The organism is Novosphingobium sp. NBM11 (assembly GCF_015390225.1).
Lineage (GTDB): Bacteria > Pseudomonadota > Alphaproteobacteria > Sphingomonadales > Sphingomonadaceae > Novosphingobium.
The window spans coordinates 2342225-2360069 of the sequence record NZ_VUOG01000001.1; the positions used below are offsets into that span (position 1 = coordinate 2342225).

The window sequence follows — 17845 nt, forward strand, 5'->3', positions numbered from 1 at the left end:
CCAGCAATATCAAGAGAAAAGCGGGGGAAGCCCCGCTTTTTTCATGTGCAACAGATCTGCGACAGGGGATTTGAAACCGCGCTTTTCTGCGGCTCTTAACTCGACTTCAATTTTTGACTGCAACAGATGGTGCAACAGATCGCACGGAACGTGCAACAGGTCTGGAGCGCACATAAATGAAGAGAATCAATGCTTTAAAGCTTGAGGCCGGCAAAGTTACAGTCTTCCAGCGGGATGACGTCATCAGCGGCCTCTGGTATGCTAACTTCCAGCTTGGCCATGGCAAGCGCACCATGAAGTCGCTGGAAACCACGGACCGCACCGTGGCAGAATACAAGGCCAAAGAGCTTTACCGCAAACTGCTCGTCCGCGTTGACCAAGACCTGCCGCTTCGCACGATCAAATTCACAGATTTCTGGGACAGCAAGTGGTTGCCCTACGCGAAAAAGCGGCTCTCTGAACACCGCTACCGCCTGCACGAGAGCACAGGCCGCCTCTATCTCAAGCCCTACATGGGCAATCGCAACCTCGATCAAATCACCACACTAGTGGCGGAAGGATACGTGGATTGGCGTCGCGACTTTTGGCTGAAACGCGATGATCGCCCGAAAAATTGCGCGGTCAGGCCGTCCAAGAAAACCCTGCAAATCGAATTTGGCCTGTTCGTTCAATCGCTGACATGGGCGGCCCGTGAAAGTCTTATGCGCCCCTTGGGCAAATTGAAGGCACATACGGTGAAAACCGACCCAGACCGTCAACGGCGCTACGGCTTCACGCCACATGAATGGCTGGATTTGGCTGCGCATATGGAGGGTTGGCAACATGACGGTCGCCACCGCCTGCACAACACGCAACGCGCCCTGCTTCGCCGCCTCATCTGGTGCTACTATCTGACGGGCCTTCGCCGCCGTGAGATGGAAACCTTGAAGTGGAAGGGCGTGAAGCCTCACGGCAATGGCTCTCGTGCAGAAATCACCGTCGCGGCTGACACAAAAACGGGCACCCGCACCGTCATCAGCCAGCCAGACATCTATAACTATCTGCCTCCTCGTGGTGCAGATGATGATTTCGTTTGGCCAGAAGGCTGGGAACCTCATGTCAGCTTGCGTAAATTGCTCGATGACATTGGGTTGCTCAAAGGGCCAGATGGCGAGAACCGCACCATCTACAGCTTCCGTCACACCTATGCCACGGAACGGCTCCTCGCTGGCGTCACCTATGAGGATTTGGCCCTGAATATGGGCACGTCTTATGAGCAAATCCGCAAGCATTACAGCCATGTAGTGCCGCAGGAACGCGCAGACGCAATTACCAAGCTTGACGGCTACTCTGCATCTGAGATCGTGCGGGCAACGGCTTGGCTGCATAAGGAAGCGCAAGCAAACAATCTGGATTGGGACGCCCTCGTGGAACAGGCGATTGCTGCACAGGCAAAGTCGGACGCTGCTTGAATTGCGTTTTCCAGCTCGACGAAGGCAATTTGCCCCCTCCAAGCAATTTGGCAGCATGCAATGAGCCGTCAGTGCTCAGAAGCTCTGACAGGGCAGTCCCACTAGTCGTGGGGCATAAGTCCCTATCGCAGATCGACGCGACACAAAGGTGCTGCTTGATCGACGGCCTCGGATTGGAGGCTGAAAATGAGGCAAGATTTGCGGGACAGCGCAGGCAAGCTGCTGGGATGGCGGCAGCAAACGGGGCGATTGGTAAAGGGATTTGTGGCAACGGGATCGCCTGTCGGCTGGTATGATCCGCTGGTGAATGCCACCTATGATCGCAACGGCCACCGCATTGGCATCGGCGATCTGCTCACCTCACTAATAGTGAGCAAGCGGTAGGGCGGACACGCGGCCCGCCCTACATGGCATTGGAAATCATGCAGCGGGCTGCTTGGCCTTGCGCTGCGCCTTGCGGCTGGCAATCGCTGCCTTGGCCTGTGCATCCAATTCGCCAGCCTGGACGGCATCAATGATCGACGCGATGACCGTGGGCAGGCCCGCGAGGCCCTCAACCTCCACGGCATTCATGCCCTTGGCCAGTTCCAGCGGCTTGCTGCCGTAGCGGATCTGGAAGAACATTTTGCCAGCCGCATCCGTGAACCAGCCCTTGCGGACATGGCGCGGAGCATCGACGCGGACCTTCTCGCCCGCTTCGTTGGTACGGGTCACGCGCTTGGTGGCGCTGAACGCCGTGCCGCCGATTTCCGCTTCCGCGAGCGCTTTCTGCTCGTTGAGGTAGCTTACCAGCTTTCCGCGCAGCACCTGCTCGGGCGTCAGGGTCACGTGGCGGTTGGCAGCGGTCAGCTTGAGGGTCTTGAGGATCGACATTTTCCATTACTCCTTGGCCGTTATGGTCAAGGTCAGTCGATGGCATCGTCGTTCAGATGGTCGATCAGAAAAGCCGCTCCAAAACCTTTGATGGCGCCAGCCGCTATGCTGCAACCATTGCGGCTTCAATCCGGGTGCGTAGATCACTGATCTCGTCTTGGTCGAACGAACTATATGCCTGCATAGACGTCGAAGAAGTCATTAGGAAAAGTTGAAATTCAACTATCTTAGACCTGCGCCATACCCAATGTGATATGCTGGCAAAGACAAGGCAAAGGATCACGGAAATGGCAGGCGATTTTCCGTCCTTAATGAGATTGTATGCGCCGTAGGCAAAAAGCACCGACAGTATCGCGCAAACCCATGCCCAACCGTTTCCATAAGGATGCACGGTGCGCACCTCGACGGTGTTAATTTTGTTTATTGCATAGCTTTTTTCGCCAAAGCGAGCGAAATTTCCATCAACTGAGACCTGCATCTTCCAAGGTTCCTGTTAATAGGGCCGGAAGGCGCTGAGGTCGGCAACGGCCTTCTTTTTATCTTCCAGGGCCTTTTGCTCCGCCAATCTCTGGCGCTCTGCCATGGCCTGCTGCTGTGCCAGCTTTGCTCTCTGCGCTTCCATCTCGCGCGCCCTTTGCTCCACTTGCAGGCGGCTGGATCGGGCTGCGGGGATCTCCAAGGTCGCAATCTGTACCGCTCCACCAGAGGCGGCGAGGCGGATGAAGGCATCCCTGTCCAGCGGGCGAACTTCCCCATTGCCGGTGGATACGAATTGCTCATAGCAGAGCGTTTCCACATTCTGCCCGGCACCATTCGGCGTGTTGCACGGGAAATTGTTCCTGAGTTGCCTGCTCATCACGGCTTGGCAAAAATTCATAAGTTCCGACAGTCGTGGATCGTTCGCTTTGACGCCTGAACGGATCAGCCCTTCAACATTGGCATTTTTCGGAGAGAATGCGGTGTCGAGGCATGAACGGGTTTCATCAGGCACAGCGTTCCAACTGCTTCGAACATCTGCCTGAGCAATACCTTTAGCCAGCACGCCGAAAAAACCGACTACGGCATCTGTAGAAGCACGCCTGTCCTGCGCAGTTGCAGACGAGAAACCGCCAAGCAGAAGCGCAAGGCAAAACATGAATTTAGCCATGTCCAGGGACCTCGTTTCATAACACCCGAAAAATGCGAAACATTTATGCAGTGCGGGTCAGGCATGCCTGTCACCGAGGGAGATATTGCTTTAGCCATTCGATCCTTGATCGGTTGGCCTCCGTATCGCACTTCAACCTCGCAGTTTCCTGCTCGGTTTGATCTAAAGAAGCGGACGCAGCCTCCACGCTGCAATTCGCGTCCTTCGATTTAATCCATGCACGTTGCTGCGGCAGAATGTCCGCCCGTGTGGAAGTTTCGATCGCATTCCATGCTGCCGTGATGCCCTGCGTGGAGAGTTTGTTGTCAGCAGCGGCTTTGTCATGCGCAGCCTGCTTTTGGGCCGAAGTCTGGGTTTGCGCCGATCCGTTCTCATCGACTGACGCATTTTCCGCAACAGAATCAGCACCGTTATCGGTTGATGAGATCGATTCAGAGGGCTCGTCCGCCTTCGGAGCAGAGCCATATTCCTGAGGAATATCGACAACACCGGCCTGGTTCATCACCGCGCCGATAGTTGCGCTATCTTCCGAGGCGCAGGACAGGGCCATTGCGTTCCTCTCGATATTGAACTCATTGTCAATGATGGAAAATTTCCGAACACAAACTTGCCCACGAAATCCATCCGTCGGATTGACGATATTCAGCTTGGCTTCGAGAAGAACAGCCGGGAGATTGCGGCCTTTGCTTTTCGCCTCGCCTTGCCAAAGTGGTTCGATAGAAATGTCTCCGTCGATGTCGGCCCCGATAACCGCATTCCGCTCATCCTTGCCTAGCGCTCGAGCAGCCATGGCCCAGATCGAACAAGCCTCGCGCTGTTCGCCGGACATCTCCGACAGAAAAAGCCCACCACCCGGCTTATCCGACATGTCGCAAGCAATCAGTATCATCGACCTGCCAGCATCTCCCAATCCACCTGATGATTTGAGCATTTCTTGGGATATCTCTTGGGAAAAAGCGCGCGACAAGGAATTCTTGAAGGATTCGGTCGCTTTCTCCTGCTCCGCGGAAACGGTCTCGCCACTATCATTGCGGACGGGCGAGTTGCACGCGGATACGAAAAGAACTGCGGCTAATGCCCAAGCTTTGTCGCGTATCACGGCGCCCTCATGGAATTAATAACATTTCGGGAACATAATATATTGCAATCACTAAGAATTCGTTATCCGATACACAGACTGCCTATGACAACGAAGTTCGCTGGCGATCGCACTGGCCGTCATATCCTGAGCAAGCATCGCCTTGACCTGATCAGCATCAATACAAGCCCTGCGCCCCTTGTAGACGCCGTTGGCCTTGGCCTTCGCGATCCCCGCGCGTTGCCGCTCCCTGCGAATGTCATTCTCGAATTCCGCCACCGCGCCCAAAATCGCGAGGGTCAGTTTGCCTGTGCTGCTGCTGGTGTCGATGGACTGGTGGACGCATTGGAACGCAACGCCTTTGCGGTTGAGTTCGTCCAGTAGCTGGAACAGGTCGGTCAACGAGCGTGCAAATCGGTCAAGCCTGCTGACCACGATGGTGTCGCCGTCGCGGACAAACTGCATCATTTCCACTAGCCCTGCGCGTGCCCTGCTGGTGCCGCTGGCCTGATCCTGAAAGATGCGCTCGCAGCCGTGGGCCGCGAGTTCGTCCATTTGGACATCAAGGCTCTGGTCCGTGGTGCTGACACGCGCATAGCCGACAATCATATTTGCTCCTGTCACTTTTGGGTCTGGAGCCTGACCATCTGATGTCATTTTTGGCGGAAATCGACCTAAATGTGACAGGCGCAGCGCGGAATGCGACTGTCACGCGGGGGTACACCTGAAAGCGGCGCTCACTAGTAGTGAGCGACCATCAACCCCATACCCTTGCGGTAGCTGCTTCATAGAATGCGACCTCCAGCGGCGATTTTTCATGCCGATGTGCGGCAAGTTCATTCGCACGGTTCATGATCCGCTGATTGTCCTGAGTCGCGGGATCACCGTAAATCCCCACATAAAGCTTCTGAAACTTGCCCCGTGCCATACGTGTGAGAATACGATCGTCGTTCTCTGTGAACCGCCCCGAGATTGCCGGAGGCCATTTGGCTTGAGTTATGCTGCGATGGGTGTGTCGTCCAGCATGGTGTAGTATCGTTCTTCGGCTTCTGCGGGCGGGATATTGCCGATCGGCTCGAGCAACCGCCTGTTGTTGAACCAGTCCACCCATTCGAGCGTAGCGTATTCGACGGCTTCGAACGACCGCCATGGTCCGCGCCGGTGGATGACCTCGGCCTTGTAGAGTCCGTTGATCGTCTCGGCCAAGGCGTTGTCGTAGCTGTCGCCGACGCTGCCCACCGATGGTTCTATCCCGGCCTCGGCAAGGCGCTCGGTGTACTTGATCGAGACGTACTGGCTGCCGCGGTCGCTGTGATGGATGAGGCCACCACGATGGACCGGGCGACGATCGTGGATGGCTTGCTCGAGGGCATCCAGAACGAAGCTGGCATGCGCTGTCCTGCTGACCCGCCAGCCCACGATGTAGCGGGCATAGACGTCGATCACGAAGGCGACATAGACGAACCCCGCCCAGGTCGCGACGTAGGTAAAGTCCGAGACCCACAGCATGTTCGGTGCCGGCGCATGGAACTGTCGGTTGACCTGGTCGAGCGGGCAAGGCGCCGCCTTGTCGCTGATGGTCGTTCGCACCGGCTTGCCGCGGATCACGCCCTGCAAGCCCAGGTCGCGCATGAGCCGTTCCACGGTGCATCGGGCGACGCCCAAGCCTTCGCGGTTCATCTGTCGCCAGACCTTGCGCACCCCGTAGACGCCGAAGTTCTCGGCGAATACGCGCAGGACCTCGGGCTTCAACGCCTGGTCGCGCTGGGCACGCGCCGACATCCGCGAGGGATCGCGCCGCTGCGCGACGCGCTCGTGGTAGGTGGATGGGGCGATCGGCAGAACCCGGCAGATCGGCTCGACCCCATACTCCTCGCGGTGCTCGTCGATAAACGCCGTCATCGCTTCAGTGGGCGGTCGAGCTCCGCCTGGGCAAAATATGCGGAAGCCTTGCGCAGGATCTCGTTGGCCTGGCGCAGCTCGCGGTTCTCGCGTTCCAGCGCCTTCAGCTTGTCAGCCAGCTCGGTCGGCACCCCGGCTCGCATGCCCTTGTCGACCTCTGACTTCTTCACCCACTCGAGCAGCGTATAGCCCGAACAGCCGAACTTGCCGGCTATCGATGTGACCGCCGCCCAGCGCGACGGATGATCCTTCTCGCTCTCCAGCACCATCCGCACTGCACGCTCGCGAACCTCGGGTGAGAACTTGTTCGTCGTCTTGCTCATTGACCCTTCCTCTCAGGAGTTGGGGCCTCCGGCAATCTCGGGGCGGTTCACTGCGAGTGAATGACCGAAGATAAAGAAGCAGTGCTTGGCAGTCTTCACATTTGCCGTGAACTGCTTGAAGCCTTGGTAAAGGTACGCATTGTGCCGGATTTTCGCCTTCTTCTGCGCGCTAGCCCGGCCTATTCATGAGACTGAGGTTCCGGGCTTGTTGGGTGGCGATGCGTTTTCGGTGATGTGATCCGGACGAGCGCCTCTGGCGGTGTTTTTCACCGCGGTGGGATCGATGGGCTTTTCGGGGTTAATGGAGGGGGGCTTGCGGTTCGGCGGCACGGCCGCGCGGGCTATGTAGGAGCAGGCCGAAGGTTGGTGGCGACGGCCTTGAACGTGGCGGCATCGGGGCATGCTGACGCGAAGGCGATGCGGATGCGCGTTGCGGATTCAATGACGCGGGCGGCGACCTTGAGCAACCGGAGGCGGATCGTTGCGAACTCGGCGACGGCAAGCGCGGCAGATTTTGGGATTTCTTGCTGGATCCGCCACAGGAGCCAGTAGGCGGCGGTGTGCAGAATGAGGCGCATCTGGTTGGCATTGGCCGAGCGGCACGAGGTGCGATCGCTGGCGAGCTGGGTCTTGTGCCGCTTGATCAGGTTTTCGGCCTGGCCGCGGGCACAGTAGAGCGTGTCGTAGATGTGCTCGGCCGAGCCTTGGGTCAGCGAAGTGACGACATAGCGGATGTCCATGCCCAGCGTGCTGGCCTCGATCCGGGCGACGACGCGGCGCTGGCCCTTCCAGCTTTTGGCGCCGTAGCGGGTCTCGGCATAGTTTCGCAGGATCACACGCTGCTCCTCGGCCCGCTTGACCGCGCAGGTATCGGCGACGGCGACGATGGCGGGATCGGCCCGCAGCGCAGCGTTGGTTGGCAGGCCGAACACGTAATCGATGCCGTACGCCTCGCAGAACGCCATGACCTCGGGGCGGCCATAGTGCCCGTCACCGCGGATGGTGAGGTGGGTATCGGGCCAGTGCCGGCGGATGTGACGCACCAGACGCCGGATGTGGCCAGCAGCTTCGGCGCCAGATGGCGTCTTGCCGGTGCGAAGCAGCATCGCCACCGGCCGGCCACTGGCGGTGTCGTAGACGTGGATCGGCAGGAAGCAGCGCTCGCCATGGTGCCCGTTCCAGAACGAGAGCTGCTGATAGCCGTGGACGACATCGCAGGTGTCATCGATATCCAACGTCACCGCCGCCGGCGAAGTGGGATAGCTGGCGCAGTAGATATCGATCATGGCGGCCATCAACTTCGCCAGTTCGCGCGTGGTCGGCGCGTTCTCCCAGCGGCTCATCGTGGGTTGGCTCGCAAGCCCGGCACCGGAGCCCGGCAGCTTGCCCAGCGCCAGGCGGAAGCCGGGATCGTCGCGAAGGGCGTCGAGATCGTCGGCATCCTCGTATCCGCAAGCGATCGCGAACACCCGGGCGCGCAGGATGTCGGGCAGCGCATGGATCACCCGGCCAGGGTCACGCGGGTCGGCTATGCAAGCGGCAAGCCGACGGCAGATGCCCATCGCGCGCTCAGCCTGTGCCAGTAGCAGGACGCCGCCGTCCGAGGTCAGCCGACCACCATCAAAGGCGGCTGTGACTTTCCGGCTGCGCACTGCTGGGAATCGGAATGGGTTTGCAGTATCGTCGGTCATGGCGGGGTGGCCTGTGGCATCTTCTGCCCTGCGGCAGGTTCGGCTTAGACACCCAGTTCCTAATTCAGATCAGAGGCTTATGCCACTCCCGCCAACCCTCTCGGCCCAACGCGGTGAATAAGCCGGGCTAGTCCCTTCTGCAACGAACAGTGGATAGGCGTTCGCGTCTATTGCTGCGCGAGCTTGCTCAACAAGCGGAACGCCTTTTCTCACCCATGTGTACTTTTTTAATTCCGAACCCGAATCGAAGAGGTGTAAGGCGCCGTGGAGGAAATGGACCCGCGCGTCGTGGGCGCCCACTTCCCCCTGCCATACGACATAGTCCGCATCTGGATCGTCTTCATCGTTCCCGAACCCGTCATTCTTTGCGAGTTCGATTGGAGCGCCGAACGGATTGTCGTCATGCATTAATGTCCAGTAGAGTAGCAGGTCATAGTTGAGCGTGAAGACTTGCCCCCCTGTTGCGAGGAAGTGTGAGAGGAAGGTGCGGCACGCCCAGAACTTCGCATCGTCAATTTCAGGAGGGACCCCAGGATGGTTACCTGCGATCGTCTGTATAAGGATTTCCTTTAACGCTGAGGCATGTTCTTGCATTTTGGCGATTGCGCCAGCACCATCCGCTACATACGCAGGGAGGATAAGAGCGGCGTTCTCAAGTGCGCGGATTGCAGCCTCGAAATCTTGTGTACCGAGCGACGCAAAAACCTGCTCTGCCTCTGGGCAGCCGCTGAAATCTGCTTGGGCGAACAAGGAACCATAATGGAAGATGTCGGCACGGCACGCGATGCTGAAGCCGTTACCCAACAACAAATGGCGTTTATTGAAAGCTGCAGAGTCAGCGATTGCTGCCTCAAATGTCATCAACGGCATGCGGCCCCCTGATTAAGTTTCCCTTGCCTCCCGTTACACCATTGCTTTCCCCACTAGTAGTGAGCTTGCCGTGGCCTTCTTCACGCGGCACTTTCTGGCCCGCTCCGTCGCCGTCATTGCGCGGCCAGGTAGCGGACGGCCTACCTGAAAGCGGCTTCTCCCTGAGTGGTTAGGAATTCACGAAGCTATTGCGCCTTGATGCCTTTCCTATCGTTACGCGAGTATGCGCTGGATGTCAGGGAGATGGTGCTGATGGCAGCATGCAAAGGTTCTTGAAAAACCGAGTTCAAGCATGGCGCTGACCCTGTGATTCCCTCCGACAATCCTAACAATGTCCAATTCGCTGTCATACGCGAGGTAGGGAATCTCGGCTTCGTTGCGGCCCACCAGCGCAAGCGCGCGATCAATTCTGCGTTGATCGTGCAATGGATGGACTAACAAGTGCAGTTTCGAGAGGTCCACGTCGCACCTACAGACAGAGTGAGCGAGATTGGCAACGGCGTCGGCGTCCAGATTACCATTATATGTAAGTGGCCTTGCTTTGGCCAAGTTCGCGCTTCGAATCGAGGTCAATTGATGGGGTGTCAGCAACGCGACGGGAGGCCGCTGCTTGCCTTTTGCCGCCAAATCTTTAATCTGCTTTATCAATTGGGGATCAATCATAGGCTTGCCAGCTTTTTACGCTCTCGCATTTCCCGCATCCGCTGCTTTGCGGTTTTCGGTGCCTTGGCCGCCGCTGGTCTTCCAGCTTTACCCAGCTCCCAATCCAGTCCCGTTTCCAGCTTTGCCACCGTGCAGCCGTCGAACTTGCTGGCAAGCCACGCAGCGCTTGCACGGCTAGGAACGATTACGGTCACAGGCGCAGTCGCCGTGGGCTGGCGCAACGAGCAGCGCATGACCGCCTGATATTCCGATTGGTAGCAAATCACCGTGCGGACCTGCGCATCGGTCAATCCCAACATGCCCAGGAATTTGGCACTGGCATGATTGTGGACGAGCGCGATCAGGCTGACCACGGCGTTACAGCTTTGGAAATGGGTCTTGTTCAGGCCGTGGCTCACAGCGGGCAAACGATCGTTCTGGTCGAACATGGGCATGTCCGCAGCCTTGTTGGCTACCCACAGGAAGCGCTGGCCAGCGAAGTGATCCTGAACGAACTGCCCCACGTCGTCTAGGAGCGTGCGTCCTGTTTGCGAGTTCACTCTTCGTGAGCGCGAAATCGACCACTCATGCTCGAACAGGAAATTGACCGTCAGGCGCTGGCCATTGCCGTGCTGCTTGAACCGCAACCCCTTGGACAGGTGCGGATGCTCTTGGAATTGCACTTCATCAAGCGATTCCCAGAGGATGAAAAGCTCAGTTTCCGTGGCATTCGCGCCCATAAACGTGACGGATTTGTAGCCCGCAACCACTTCTGCGCGCAGGATTGAGAAGAAGTTTAGTTCGCCCTTGGGGCGCTTGCCGTTGAGCAGTGCATTGTATTCCGCCGTCTCCACCATGACAGTGCGATTGTCGTCGAGCAGATGGGTTGCAATCTCGCCAAATAGGCCAAGAAGCTGATCGCCGGTCTTGTTAACCCGCATCGCCTCCATCTGGGATTTCAGCCCTTCGCGGATTTTCGCCGCAGCCACCTTGTCCGTGATCTCCTCCAAAGCGAGGAGGTCCGTCAGATGGCTGTGGGTTTTGGCCACTCTGAGTGAGACGTTTTCGAAGACGGCGGGAATTTCATCGACGAACAAATCCCAATGCACGCGGTAAGCGTTGGGCAGCCGTTTCAGCGCCTCGTGCGTGATGAGCAGGATTTGCCCGCCGTGCGGGTCTGCCTGCTTCATATACTCCACGATCTCTGGGGTAACGGCTTTGCCATCGCCCGCATTGTAGATGGCACGCGCAGGAACGTCTGGAAACTGCGACTGAATGTCTGCAAGCGTTTGAATAATGAGCGCTTTGGTGGGCTGGGCGAACAGGACCTTCGCCTTTTGCGTTTTCACTAAAGTGGCCGCATGCCCAATAAGCTGATGAGTTTTCCCAGAACCTGCGCCTGCACTTACATAATATACTGTCGCAAAGGTCATATCTTATAATCGCCTGTTGAAATAATATAGAGGTGTTACGACGGCATTATGATACACCTTTGGGTTTGTTACGATAATTATCTAAGATATAGGGTTTCGTAACGCCATAAGTTAAGGATTTGATTAAAAACGAGGCAGGAGAAGGCGCGAAATGCCTGCGAAAGCGAGGCGTTTGCGCGTTCCCGCCGCGTTTTTATGGGTTTGCGAACTGACTGGCGCAGCAAGGCAGTTGAGCAAAGCCATTGGTAACTCGCGAAACCAGCCCCAAATCGCGGGATTTCCCTGTACTTCTAGCCGCGATCTCCCCCAATCCCCTGCACCTTCACATGTTTTCCGCTGCGCTGCGCTTGCAGAAAACAGCTTCCCGCGCGCTGGCATGATGTTAGGCAAGCCCAACATCACGCGCAGGCGCTTGCGGTCAGCAAATTCAAGGCTTCAATGAGGGACTGCGGAGCAGTAAAAATAGGGCTGCGCTACAGCGCATTACCGTTGAGTGCCGCCGTAACGGTGAAACTCCTTTTTAACGGTGGCCGCATAATCTGTCCGTCTGCGCTGGTCACTATAGTGGCCGTCGCGGTAGCTCTTTGAAATCTCAGGAACTCCAACGCGAGAGCGAGCAGCGCGTTCGCAAATGCGATGCCCATCTACAGGCCTCACGCCGTGACGATGGGCCGCAGGAAGAACAGGCGTTGCCACACCGCAGGGTCAAACCTGCATTCGCCAGTGGCAGCGCTGCAACGCTCAAACACAGGAGGACCCTATGAGCATTGAAAACGTAAAGAGTACCTTGTTGAATCTCGTCTCTCAATTCACCACGCGAGTGGATGATGATGAGCAGGCGATCAGAACCCTTGAAAATCAGAAGCATAAGGTGACTTGGGCACAAATTCAGGAGGCGTATGGCATTGCCCAGCGCATCTTGGATCCAAGCAACCAGACTGCCTATGAGGCGATCCTCGCGGATTGCAAAATTCCCAAGGCGACCGAAAAAAGCAATCGTTGGTTGCCCGTCGTGAAGCTGCTGTATGGCCGTTGGAACTCCGCAAGGACGGAATTCGTGCTGAACCGCAGCGCTGAAAAGTATGCCTGTGCATTCAGGTATTTCGAGACCAACGGTATTCCCGCGAGCAGCGTTGCCGCGCACATTGAGGGGTTCAACGACCCTGTGCACGGCGCACATCTCAAAGGAATTGAAGCTTTGGACCGTGCGAAAAACGGCAGGACCAAGGACAATGCGGAGATTGACCGCCTCAAGCGGGCTGGTCTGAGCCGCGTCAACCCTGACGTTGTCCGCATTAAGCGGCCTGAATGCGTGCCCACTGGCAAGCAGAATGGCTACTTGTGGTTTGAGGTGGAAGGCGACGAGATTGTCGTGCTGGGTTACGATGACATCAAGCCCCAGCAACTCGATCAACTCGCGCTCCGCAAGGGGCGTGCAATCGAGGCCAAGGAACTTGCAAAGGCAAAGGCCAAGGTCAATGCCATCGCAAGCGGAGACAGCGCCAATGAGGTATCTCAGGACGCGTAAGAGCGCAAAGGGGGTGGGGGCAGCAATGTCGCCACCCCTTTTTTCGTGCCCTCACTCTTCGTGAAATCGGCTGTCGTCGCGCCTGTCACTCAGGAATTATCTACATAGTAAACTGGCCAGCGCGGTCACGATGCCGCGTGATAGTCACTGCCGTCACGGTTCTGGTTCTGATCGACATTGATGGAATATGCCGTAGCCATAAAGAATGGAGGTCTGACCTCAAGACGGCGGGCTGATCGAAGCTCAATTAGATTGCTGCAAGGTGCCAGCGTAGGAAATATGGCGGGCACGTTCAGCTTCTTTCCGCTCCTTTTGATGGTCCTTGACCGATTGCAGCGCTTGCTTGGCCACGTCCACGTCCCGTTTATATGCTGCCACAACGGCTTGGTCTGGCGTCATGGGCTTGGTAGGTTTTCGCGGCTTTTTGGGCTTGCGCGGCTTGGTCGTGGCGAACTCGAAAAATCTCATGCTGTATTTATGCCGTCATGGCTGGACAGAGGTGCGTGGAAAGCCCACTATTGCATTAAGCCATTGATATACCTAAAAATGATCTGCAACAGATCTGCAACAAGTCCAAGTAAGGTTGCAATTTACACATTAATATCAATGCGGTATGTCTAGATTTAAATTAGCGAAGCGCTAAGTCTTTCGGCCTTACGGTCGATTTCGAAAAAGGGGCTGGCGCTTGCCGGCCCCTTTTTTGTTGTCCTGTCTCAAGCGGAGTAACCCATGGCCTTCCTTCCCGCCGCCGGCGGCAGACTGGGCTGGGCGCGTGGCGCCATCGGTGCGCTGATCGGGATCGCCGTGGCGGGTGTGCTGACGCGCCTTGTCGAACAGTCCATCGCGCAGGCGGGCGTGTTCGGGCCAAGCCTGTTCGGGCCAAGCCTGTTCGGGACGGAGGTGGCCGGCCTGCCCTGGCTGGTCGCGCCGCTGGGGGCGGCCGCCGTGCTGGTCTTCGCGGTGCCGGCCAGCCCGCTGGCGCAGCCCTGGCCGGTAATCGGAGGCAACATGATCTCCGCCGCCGTGGGTCTCGCGGCCGGCCACTGGATCGCCGAGCCATGGCTCGCCGCAAGCCTTGGCGTGGGCTGCGCGATCGCGCTGATGGCGCTGGCGCGCTGCCTGCACCCGCCGGGCGGGGCCTGCGCGCTGCTCTGCGCGCTGGGCGCGGGCGCGAACGGCTGGGGCTGGTCTTTCCTGCTGATGCCCCTGGCGCCGAACGTGCTGGCACTGGCCGCTTCCGGGTGGCTCTACAACAAGCTGACCGGCCACCCCTGGCCGCATCATTCCGCGCCCGCGCGCGCCCTGCCACGGGATACCTGGGCCGGCACGTACGACATCGCCGATCTCGATGCGGTGCTCGCGGAGTGGGACGAAGTGCTCGACATCGACCGCGAGGACCTCGATGCCCTGTTCCGCGCGCTGGAGCGGCGCGTACAGGCGCGCTGGGAAAGCGCGCGCCGCTAGGCGGGGCAGGCCTGCAACAGCGCGACGGCGCGCACGGTGGCGTCGAACAGGCGTTCGTGCCGGTCGCTTCGCACGAAGCCGGCGATCGTGGCGTCGAAACGCGCGCGGTCACCGAGGCCGGTGGAGCGCACCAATTCGGCCAGCGTCGCCTCGTCGGGCGACATGGCAAGGCAGCACGGCCGGTTGACCATGAAGGCCTCCGGCCAGGTCGCCACGATCGCGCGAACCAGATCGTGCACGCCCACGGCGGCCTCGACGCTGCGGTAGCGCTGGGCAAGGTCCGGCACCGGATCGCGCGCGGCCCGTTCGAACAAGGCGCAAAGCCGCATCGCCATCACCACGTGCAGGCCGATCAGCGACAGGGCGCGGATGTCCTGCGGGCGGGCCAGCGCGCGTACCGTTTCAGCGAAGCGTTGGGGCAACGCGCCCGGCGCTCCGGCGCCGGTACCGTGGGTCTGGGCAGGCATCGAAATTCCCTTCTTGCGATCAATTCGCAACAAAGGGTATGCGCACTCACCGCATCAGTCAATGCGAATCGTTCGCAATAATCGTCAGGCCGTGCGAAAGCCGTGCGAGATCGGGTAGCGCCGGTCGCGTCCGAAGTTGCGCATTCCCAGCTTCACGCCGGGGGGCGCCTGCCGCCGCTTGTATTCGGCCACGTGCAGCAGCCGCTCGATCCGCACCACCACATCGCGGTCGAAACCTTCGGCAACCAGCTGCTCCACGCTTTGTTCGTGCTCCACCAGCCCGAACAGGATTGCATCGAGCACGTCGTAGGGCGGCAGCGAATCCGAATCCTTCTGGTCGGGCCGCAGTTCGGCGCTGGGCGGCTTGATGATCACCCGATCGGGCATGACCGCACCCTCCGGCCCCAGCCCGATCTTGGGCTTGCGCGTGTTGCGCCAGCGCGAAACCGCGAAGACCGTGGTCTTGTAGGCATCCTTGAGCGGATTGTAGCCGCCGTTCATGTCGCCGTAGATCGTGGCGTAGCCCACGCTCATCTCGCTCTTGTTGCCAGTCGTCACCAGCATCGGTCCAAACTTGTTCGACAGCGCCATCAGCGTGACGCCGCGAATGCGCGACTGGATGTTTTCCTCGGTCAGATCGGGCTGGCGGCCGGCGAAGGCGGGCGCCAGCATCTCGGCAAAGCCCGCCACCGCCGGTTCGATCGGGATCGTGTCGATCCGGCATCCCAGCAACCGCGCGCATTCGGCCGCGTCCTCAAGGCTTTCGGCGCTGGTGTAGCGGCTGGGCAGCATCACGCACCACACCCGGTCCGCGCCCAGCGCGTCGACCGCGATCGCCGCGCACAACGCCGAATCGATCCCGCCGGACAGCCCCAGCACCACACCGGGGAAGCGGTTCTTCTCCACGTAGTCGCGCAGCGCCATCACCATCGCGCAATAGATGTCCTCGGGATGTTCGGTCGGTTCGTTGACCTCGGCCGGCTCGCACCGCCAGCGATAGCCGGCGCCCACCGGCACGCGGTTCCAGCGGGTATGGACAATCGCCTCTTCCCAGTCGGGCAGCTGCGCCCACAGCGCGCCTTCGGGGCCGACCACGAAGCTCGCCCCGTCGAACACGATCTCGTCCTGCCCGCCCACGCGGTTCAGGTAGGCCAGCGGAATGCCGGTATCGATCGCGCGGCGCTTGGCCACGCCATCGATCCGCAACACATCCTTGTCGATCTCGTAGGGGCTGCCGTTGACGCAGATGAAGATGTCCGCGCCCAGTTCGGCCAGATGGCGGCAGACGTCGGGGTGCCAGATGTCTTCGCAGATCGGCAGGCCCAGCATCGCGCCCTTGAACAGCACCGGCTCGGGCAACGGGCCCGGCAGGAAATAGCGCTTCTCGTCAAATGTGCCGTAGTTCGGCAGTTCGTACTTGAAGCGCGTGGCGACGACCTTGCCTCCATCCAGCAGCGCCACCCCGTTGTGCAGCGCACCGTCGCGCAAGAAGACAGAGCCGACCAGCATGGCGGGGCCGCTGTCCGCCGTGGCTTCGGCCAGCCGGGTGAGCTCGAGCGCGGCGCGCTCGATCAGCGCCGGCTTCTGGATCAGATCCTCGGGCGGATAGCCGACAAGCTGCATTTCCGGGAACACGATCAGATCGCAGGCGCCGTCCGTCTCCGCGATGGCGCGGCGGCGCGCGGCCAGCATCGTGTCGGCATTGCCGGCAAGATCGCCAACGGTCTGGTTCAACTGGGCAAGGGTGATCGTGAGAGTATCGGCCATGCCCCGTTCCTAGGCGGCAACGCCCTGCGCGGGCAAGTCACCATGCGTCCGTATGCGTTCGTTCGAGGGCAAAGCCCGGAATGACGTGCGGGTGGCGGCCCGACAGGGGCCGAGGGTGGGGACGAATGTGTCTCTGCCGTTGCAAAGCTGTCATCTTGGGCTAAGGGCGCGGGAAAGACCATCAGTCCGTCTGGTTCATTCTGTCAGTCCACGCTTTCTGGCTCATTGGGGAACGACGCATGAAGATCATGTCCGGCAACGGCAACCTGCCTTTGGCGCGCGCCATCGCGGCTTATCTCGAACTGCCGTTGACCGACGCCTCGGTGCGCCGTTTCGCCGACGAGGAAGTCTTCGTCGAAATCCACGAGAATGTGCGGGGCGAGGACGTGTTCATCGTCCAGTCGACCAGCTACCCCGCCAACGACAACCTGATGGAACTGCTGATCTGCATCGACGCGCTGCGCCGCGCCTCGGCCCGCCGGATCACCGCTGTTGTCCCCTATTTCGGCTATGCCCGCCAGGACCGCAAGCCGGGGCCGCGCACGCCGATCTCGGCCAAGCTCGTCGCCAACCTGATTACCGAGGCGGGCGCGGACCGCGTGCTGTCGGTCGATCTCCACGCCGGTCAGATCCAGGGTTTCTTCGATATCCCGACCGACAACCTCTATGCGGCCCCCGTCATGGCGGCGGACATTCAGACGCGCTACGGCGGGCAGCCGCTGATGGTCGTTTCGCCCGACGTGGGCGGCGTGGTGCGCGCCCGCGCGCTGGCCAAGCGGCTGGACAACGCACCGCTGGCCATCGTCGACAAGCGGCGCGACCGCCCCGGCCAGTCCGAGGTGATGAACATCATCGGCGACGTGAAGGGGCGGATGTGCATCCTGATCGACGACATCATCGATTCGGGCGGCACGCTGTGCAACGCCGCGCAGGCGTTGATGGACGCGGGCGCCGTCGGCGTTTCGGCCTACATCACCCACGGCGTGCTGTCGGGTGGCGCGGTCGCGCGCGTGGCGGGGTCCGCGCTCAAGGAACTGGTCATCACCGACACCATCCTGCCGACCGATGCGACGAAGGAATGCAACCGCATCCGCGTGCTGACCATCGCGCCGCTGATCGGCGAGGCGGTGCGCCGCATTGCCGATGAAAGCTCGGTCTCCAGCCTGTTCGACTGATCTGGTCCCGCGCCGTCCGCCGGCGTGGCGCCGC

General features: G+C 59.6%; 19 protein-coding genes and 1 other annotated feature. Of the genes, 5 read left to right on the plus strand and 14 right to left on the minus strand.

The features are described from left to right. Positions 1 to 176: 176 nt before the first annotated feature. On the plus strand, positions 177 to 1451 hold the full coding sequence (locus tag F1640_RS11205) for an integrase (RefSeq protein WP_194919213.1): 1275 nt from the start codon (positions 177 to 179) through the stop codon (positions 1449 to 1451). A 186-nt stretch (positions 1452 to 1637) separates the two neighbouring features. Continuing rightward, positions 1638 to 1835, plus strand: coding sequence for a hypothetical protein (locus F1640_RS11210; RefSeq protein WP_194919215.1), 198 nt, complete (start codon positions 1638 to 1640; stop codon positions 1833 to 1835). Positions 1836 to 1871: 36 nt separating this feature from the next. Here the strand turns inward: F1640_RS11210 and F1640_RS11215 are convergent, their stop codons facing one another. The 11 genes from F1640_RS11215 to F1640_RS11265 all read right to left on the minus strand — a co-directional run bounded on the left by F1640_RS11215 (position 1872) and on the right by F1640_RS11265 (position 11410). Continuing rightward, a complete protein-coding gene (locus F1640_RS11215) occupies positions 1872 to 2324 on the minus strand; it encodes a hypothetical protein (RefSeq protein WP_194919217.1) in 453 nt (150 codons plus the stop codon). A 103-nt stretch (positions 2325 to 2427) separates the two neighbouring features. After that, positions 2428 to 2802, minus strand: a complete 375-nt coding sequence (locus F1640_RS11220; RefSeq protein ID WP_194919219.1) for a DUF6232 family protein — start codon at positions 2800 to 2802, stop codon at positions 2428 to 2430. 15 nt (positions 2803 to 2817) lie between these two features. Then, positions 2818 to 3471: a hypothetical protein gene (locus F1640_RS11225; RefSeq protein WP_194919220.1), complete on the minus strand. Its 654-nt coding sequence runs from the start codon at positions 3469 to 3471 to the stop codon at positions 2818 to 2820. Between the two features lie 70 nt (positions 3472 to 3541). Further along, on the minus strand, positions 3542 to 4570 hold the full coding sequence (locus F1640_RS25800; RefSeq protein WP_194919222.1) for a lysozyme inhibitor LprI family protein: 1029 nt from the start codon (positions 4568 to 4570) through the stop codon (positions 3542 to 3544). 51 nt (positions 4571 to 4621) lie between these two features. Further along, positions 4622 to 5158: a recombinase family protein gene (locus F1640_RS11235; RefSeq protein WP_194919225.1), complete on the minus strand. Its 537-nt coding sequence runs from the start codon at positions 5156 to 5158 to the stop codon at positions 4622 to 4624. A 148-nt stretch (positions 5159 to 5306) separates the two neighbouring features. Further along, positions 5307 to 5660 (minus strand): DUF4917 family protein, encoded by a 354-nt coding sequence (locus F1640_RS11240; RefSeq protein WP_194919227.1) that lies wholly within the window; start codon positions 5658 to 5660, stop codon positions 5307 to 5309. After that, a protein-coding gene (locus F1640_RS11245; protein WP_194919229.1) for an IS3 family transposase occupies positions 5546 to 6774 on the minus strand; the annotation gives its coding sequence in 2 pieces (ribosomal slippage) (positions 5546 to 6486 and positions 6486 to 6774; 1230 coding nt in all). Before F1640_RS11245 ends, F1640_RS11240 begins: the two co-directional genes overlap by 115 nt. Then, positions 6377 to 6493, minus strand: a sequence feature (AL1L pseudoknot). It overlaps the preceding gene by 117 nt. 341 nt (positions 6775 to 7115) lie before the next feature. After that, positions 7116 to 8465, minus strand: coding sequence for an IS1380 family transposase (locus F1640_RS11250; RefSeq protein ID WP_194917264.1), 1350 nt, complete (start codon positions 8463 to 8465; stop codon positions 7116 to 7118). 69 nt (positions 8466 to 8534) lie between these two features. Next, the gene (locus F1640_RS11255; protein ID WP_255530347.1) at positions 8535 to 9335 is read right to left on the minus strand and encodes a DUF4917 family protein; all 801 of its coding nucleotides are present in this window, start codon (positions 9333 to 9335) and stop codon (positions 8535 to 8537) included. Positions 9336 to 9548: 213 nt separating this feature from the next. Next, a complete protein-coding gene (locus F1640_RS11260) occupies positions 9549 to 9998 on the minus strand; it encodes a hypothetical protein (protein ID WP_194919231.1) in 450 nt (149 codons plus the stop codon). Beyond that, positions 9995 to 11410: a DEAD/DEAH box helicase family protein gene (locus F1640_RS11265; RefSeq protein WP_194919233.1), complete on the minus strand. Its 1416-nt coding sequence runs from the start codon at positions 11408 to 11410 to the stop codon at positions 9995 to 9997. Before F1640_RS11265 ends, F1640_RS11260 begins: the two co-directional genes overlap by 4 nt. 760 nt (positions 11411 to 12170) lie before the next feature. Here F1640_RS11265 and F1640_RS11270 point away from each other — a divergent pair. After that, entirely contained in the window at positions 12171 to 12938 is a 768-nt protein-coding gene (locus tag F1640_RS11270; protein ID WP_194919235.1) for a hypothetical protein, read from the plus strand. Between the two features lie 243 nt (positions 12939 to 13181). Here the strand turns inward: F1640_RS11270 and F1640_RS11275 are convergent, their stop codons facing one another. Further along, positions 13182 to 13406, minus strand: coding sequence for a hypothetical protein (locus F1640_RS11275; protein ID WP_194919236.1), 225 nt, complete (start codon positions 13404 to 13406; stop codon positions 13182 to 13184). A gap of 261 nt (positions 13407 to 13667) precedes the next feature. On the opposite strand from F1640_RS11275, the gene F1640_RS11280 reads away from it, so the two are divergent. Continuing rightward, on the plus strand, positions 13668 to 14402 hold the full coding sequence (locus F1640_RS11280) for an HPP family protein (RefSeq protein WP_194919238.1): 735 nt from the start codon (positions 13668 to 13670) through the stop codon (positions 14400 to 14402). On the opposite strand, the gene F1640_RS11285 is transcribed toward F1640_RS11280, so the two are convergent. Together F1640_RS11285 and F1640_RS11290 are read right to left on the minus strand one after the other, a co-directional pair. After that, a complete protein-coding gene (locus tag F1640_RS11285) occupies positions 14399 to 14869 on the minus strand; it encodes a hypothetical protein (RefSeq protein WP_124810453.1) in 471 nt (156 codons plus the stop codon). The two genes, F1640_RS11280 and F1640_RS11285, sit on opposite strands and share 4 nt — an antisense overlap. Positions 14870 to 14953: 84 nt before the next feature. After that, positions 14954 to 16636, minus strand: a complete 1683-nt coding sequence (locus tag F1640_RS11290) for an NAD+ synthase (protein WP_194919239.1) — start codon at positions 16634 to 16636, stop codon at positions 14954 to 14956. A 239-nt stretch (positions 16637 to 16875) separates the two neighbouring features. On the opposite strand from F1640_RS11290, the gene F1640_RS11295 reads away from it, so the two are divergent. Then, a complete protein-coding gene (locus F1640_RS11295) occupies positions 16876 to 17811 on the plus strand; it encodes a ribose-phosphate pyrophosphokinase (protein ID WP_124810451.1) in 936 nt (311 codons plus the stop codon). The last annotated feature ends 34 nt before the right edge of the window (positions 17812 to 17845 follow it).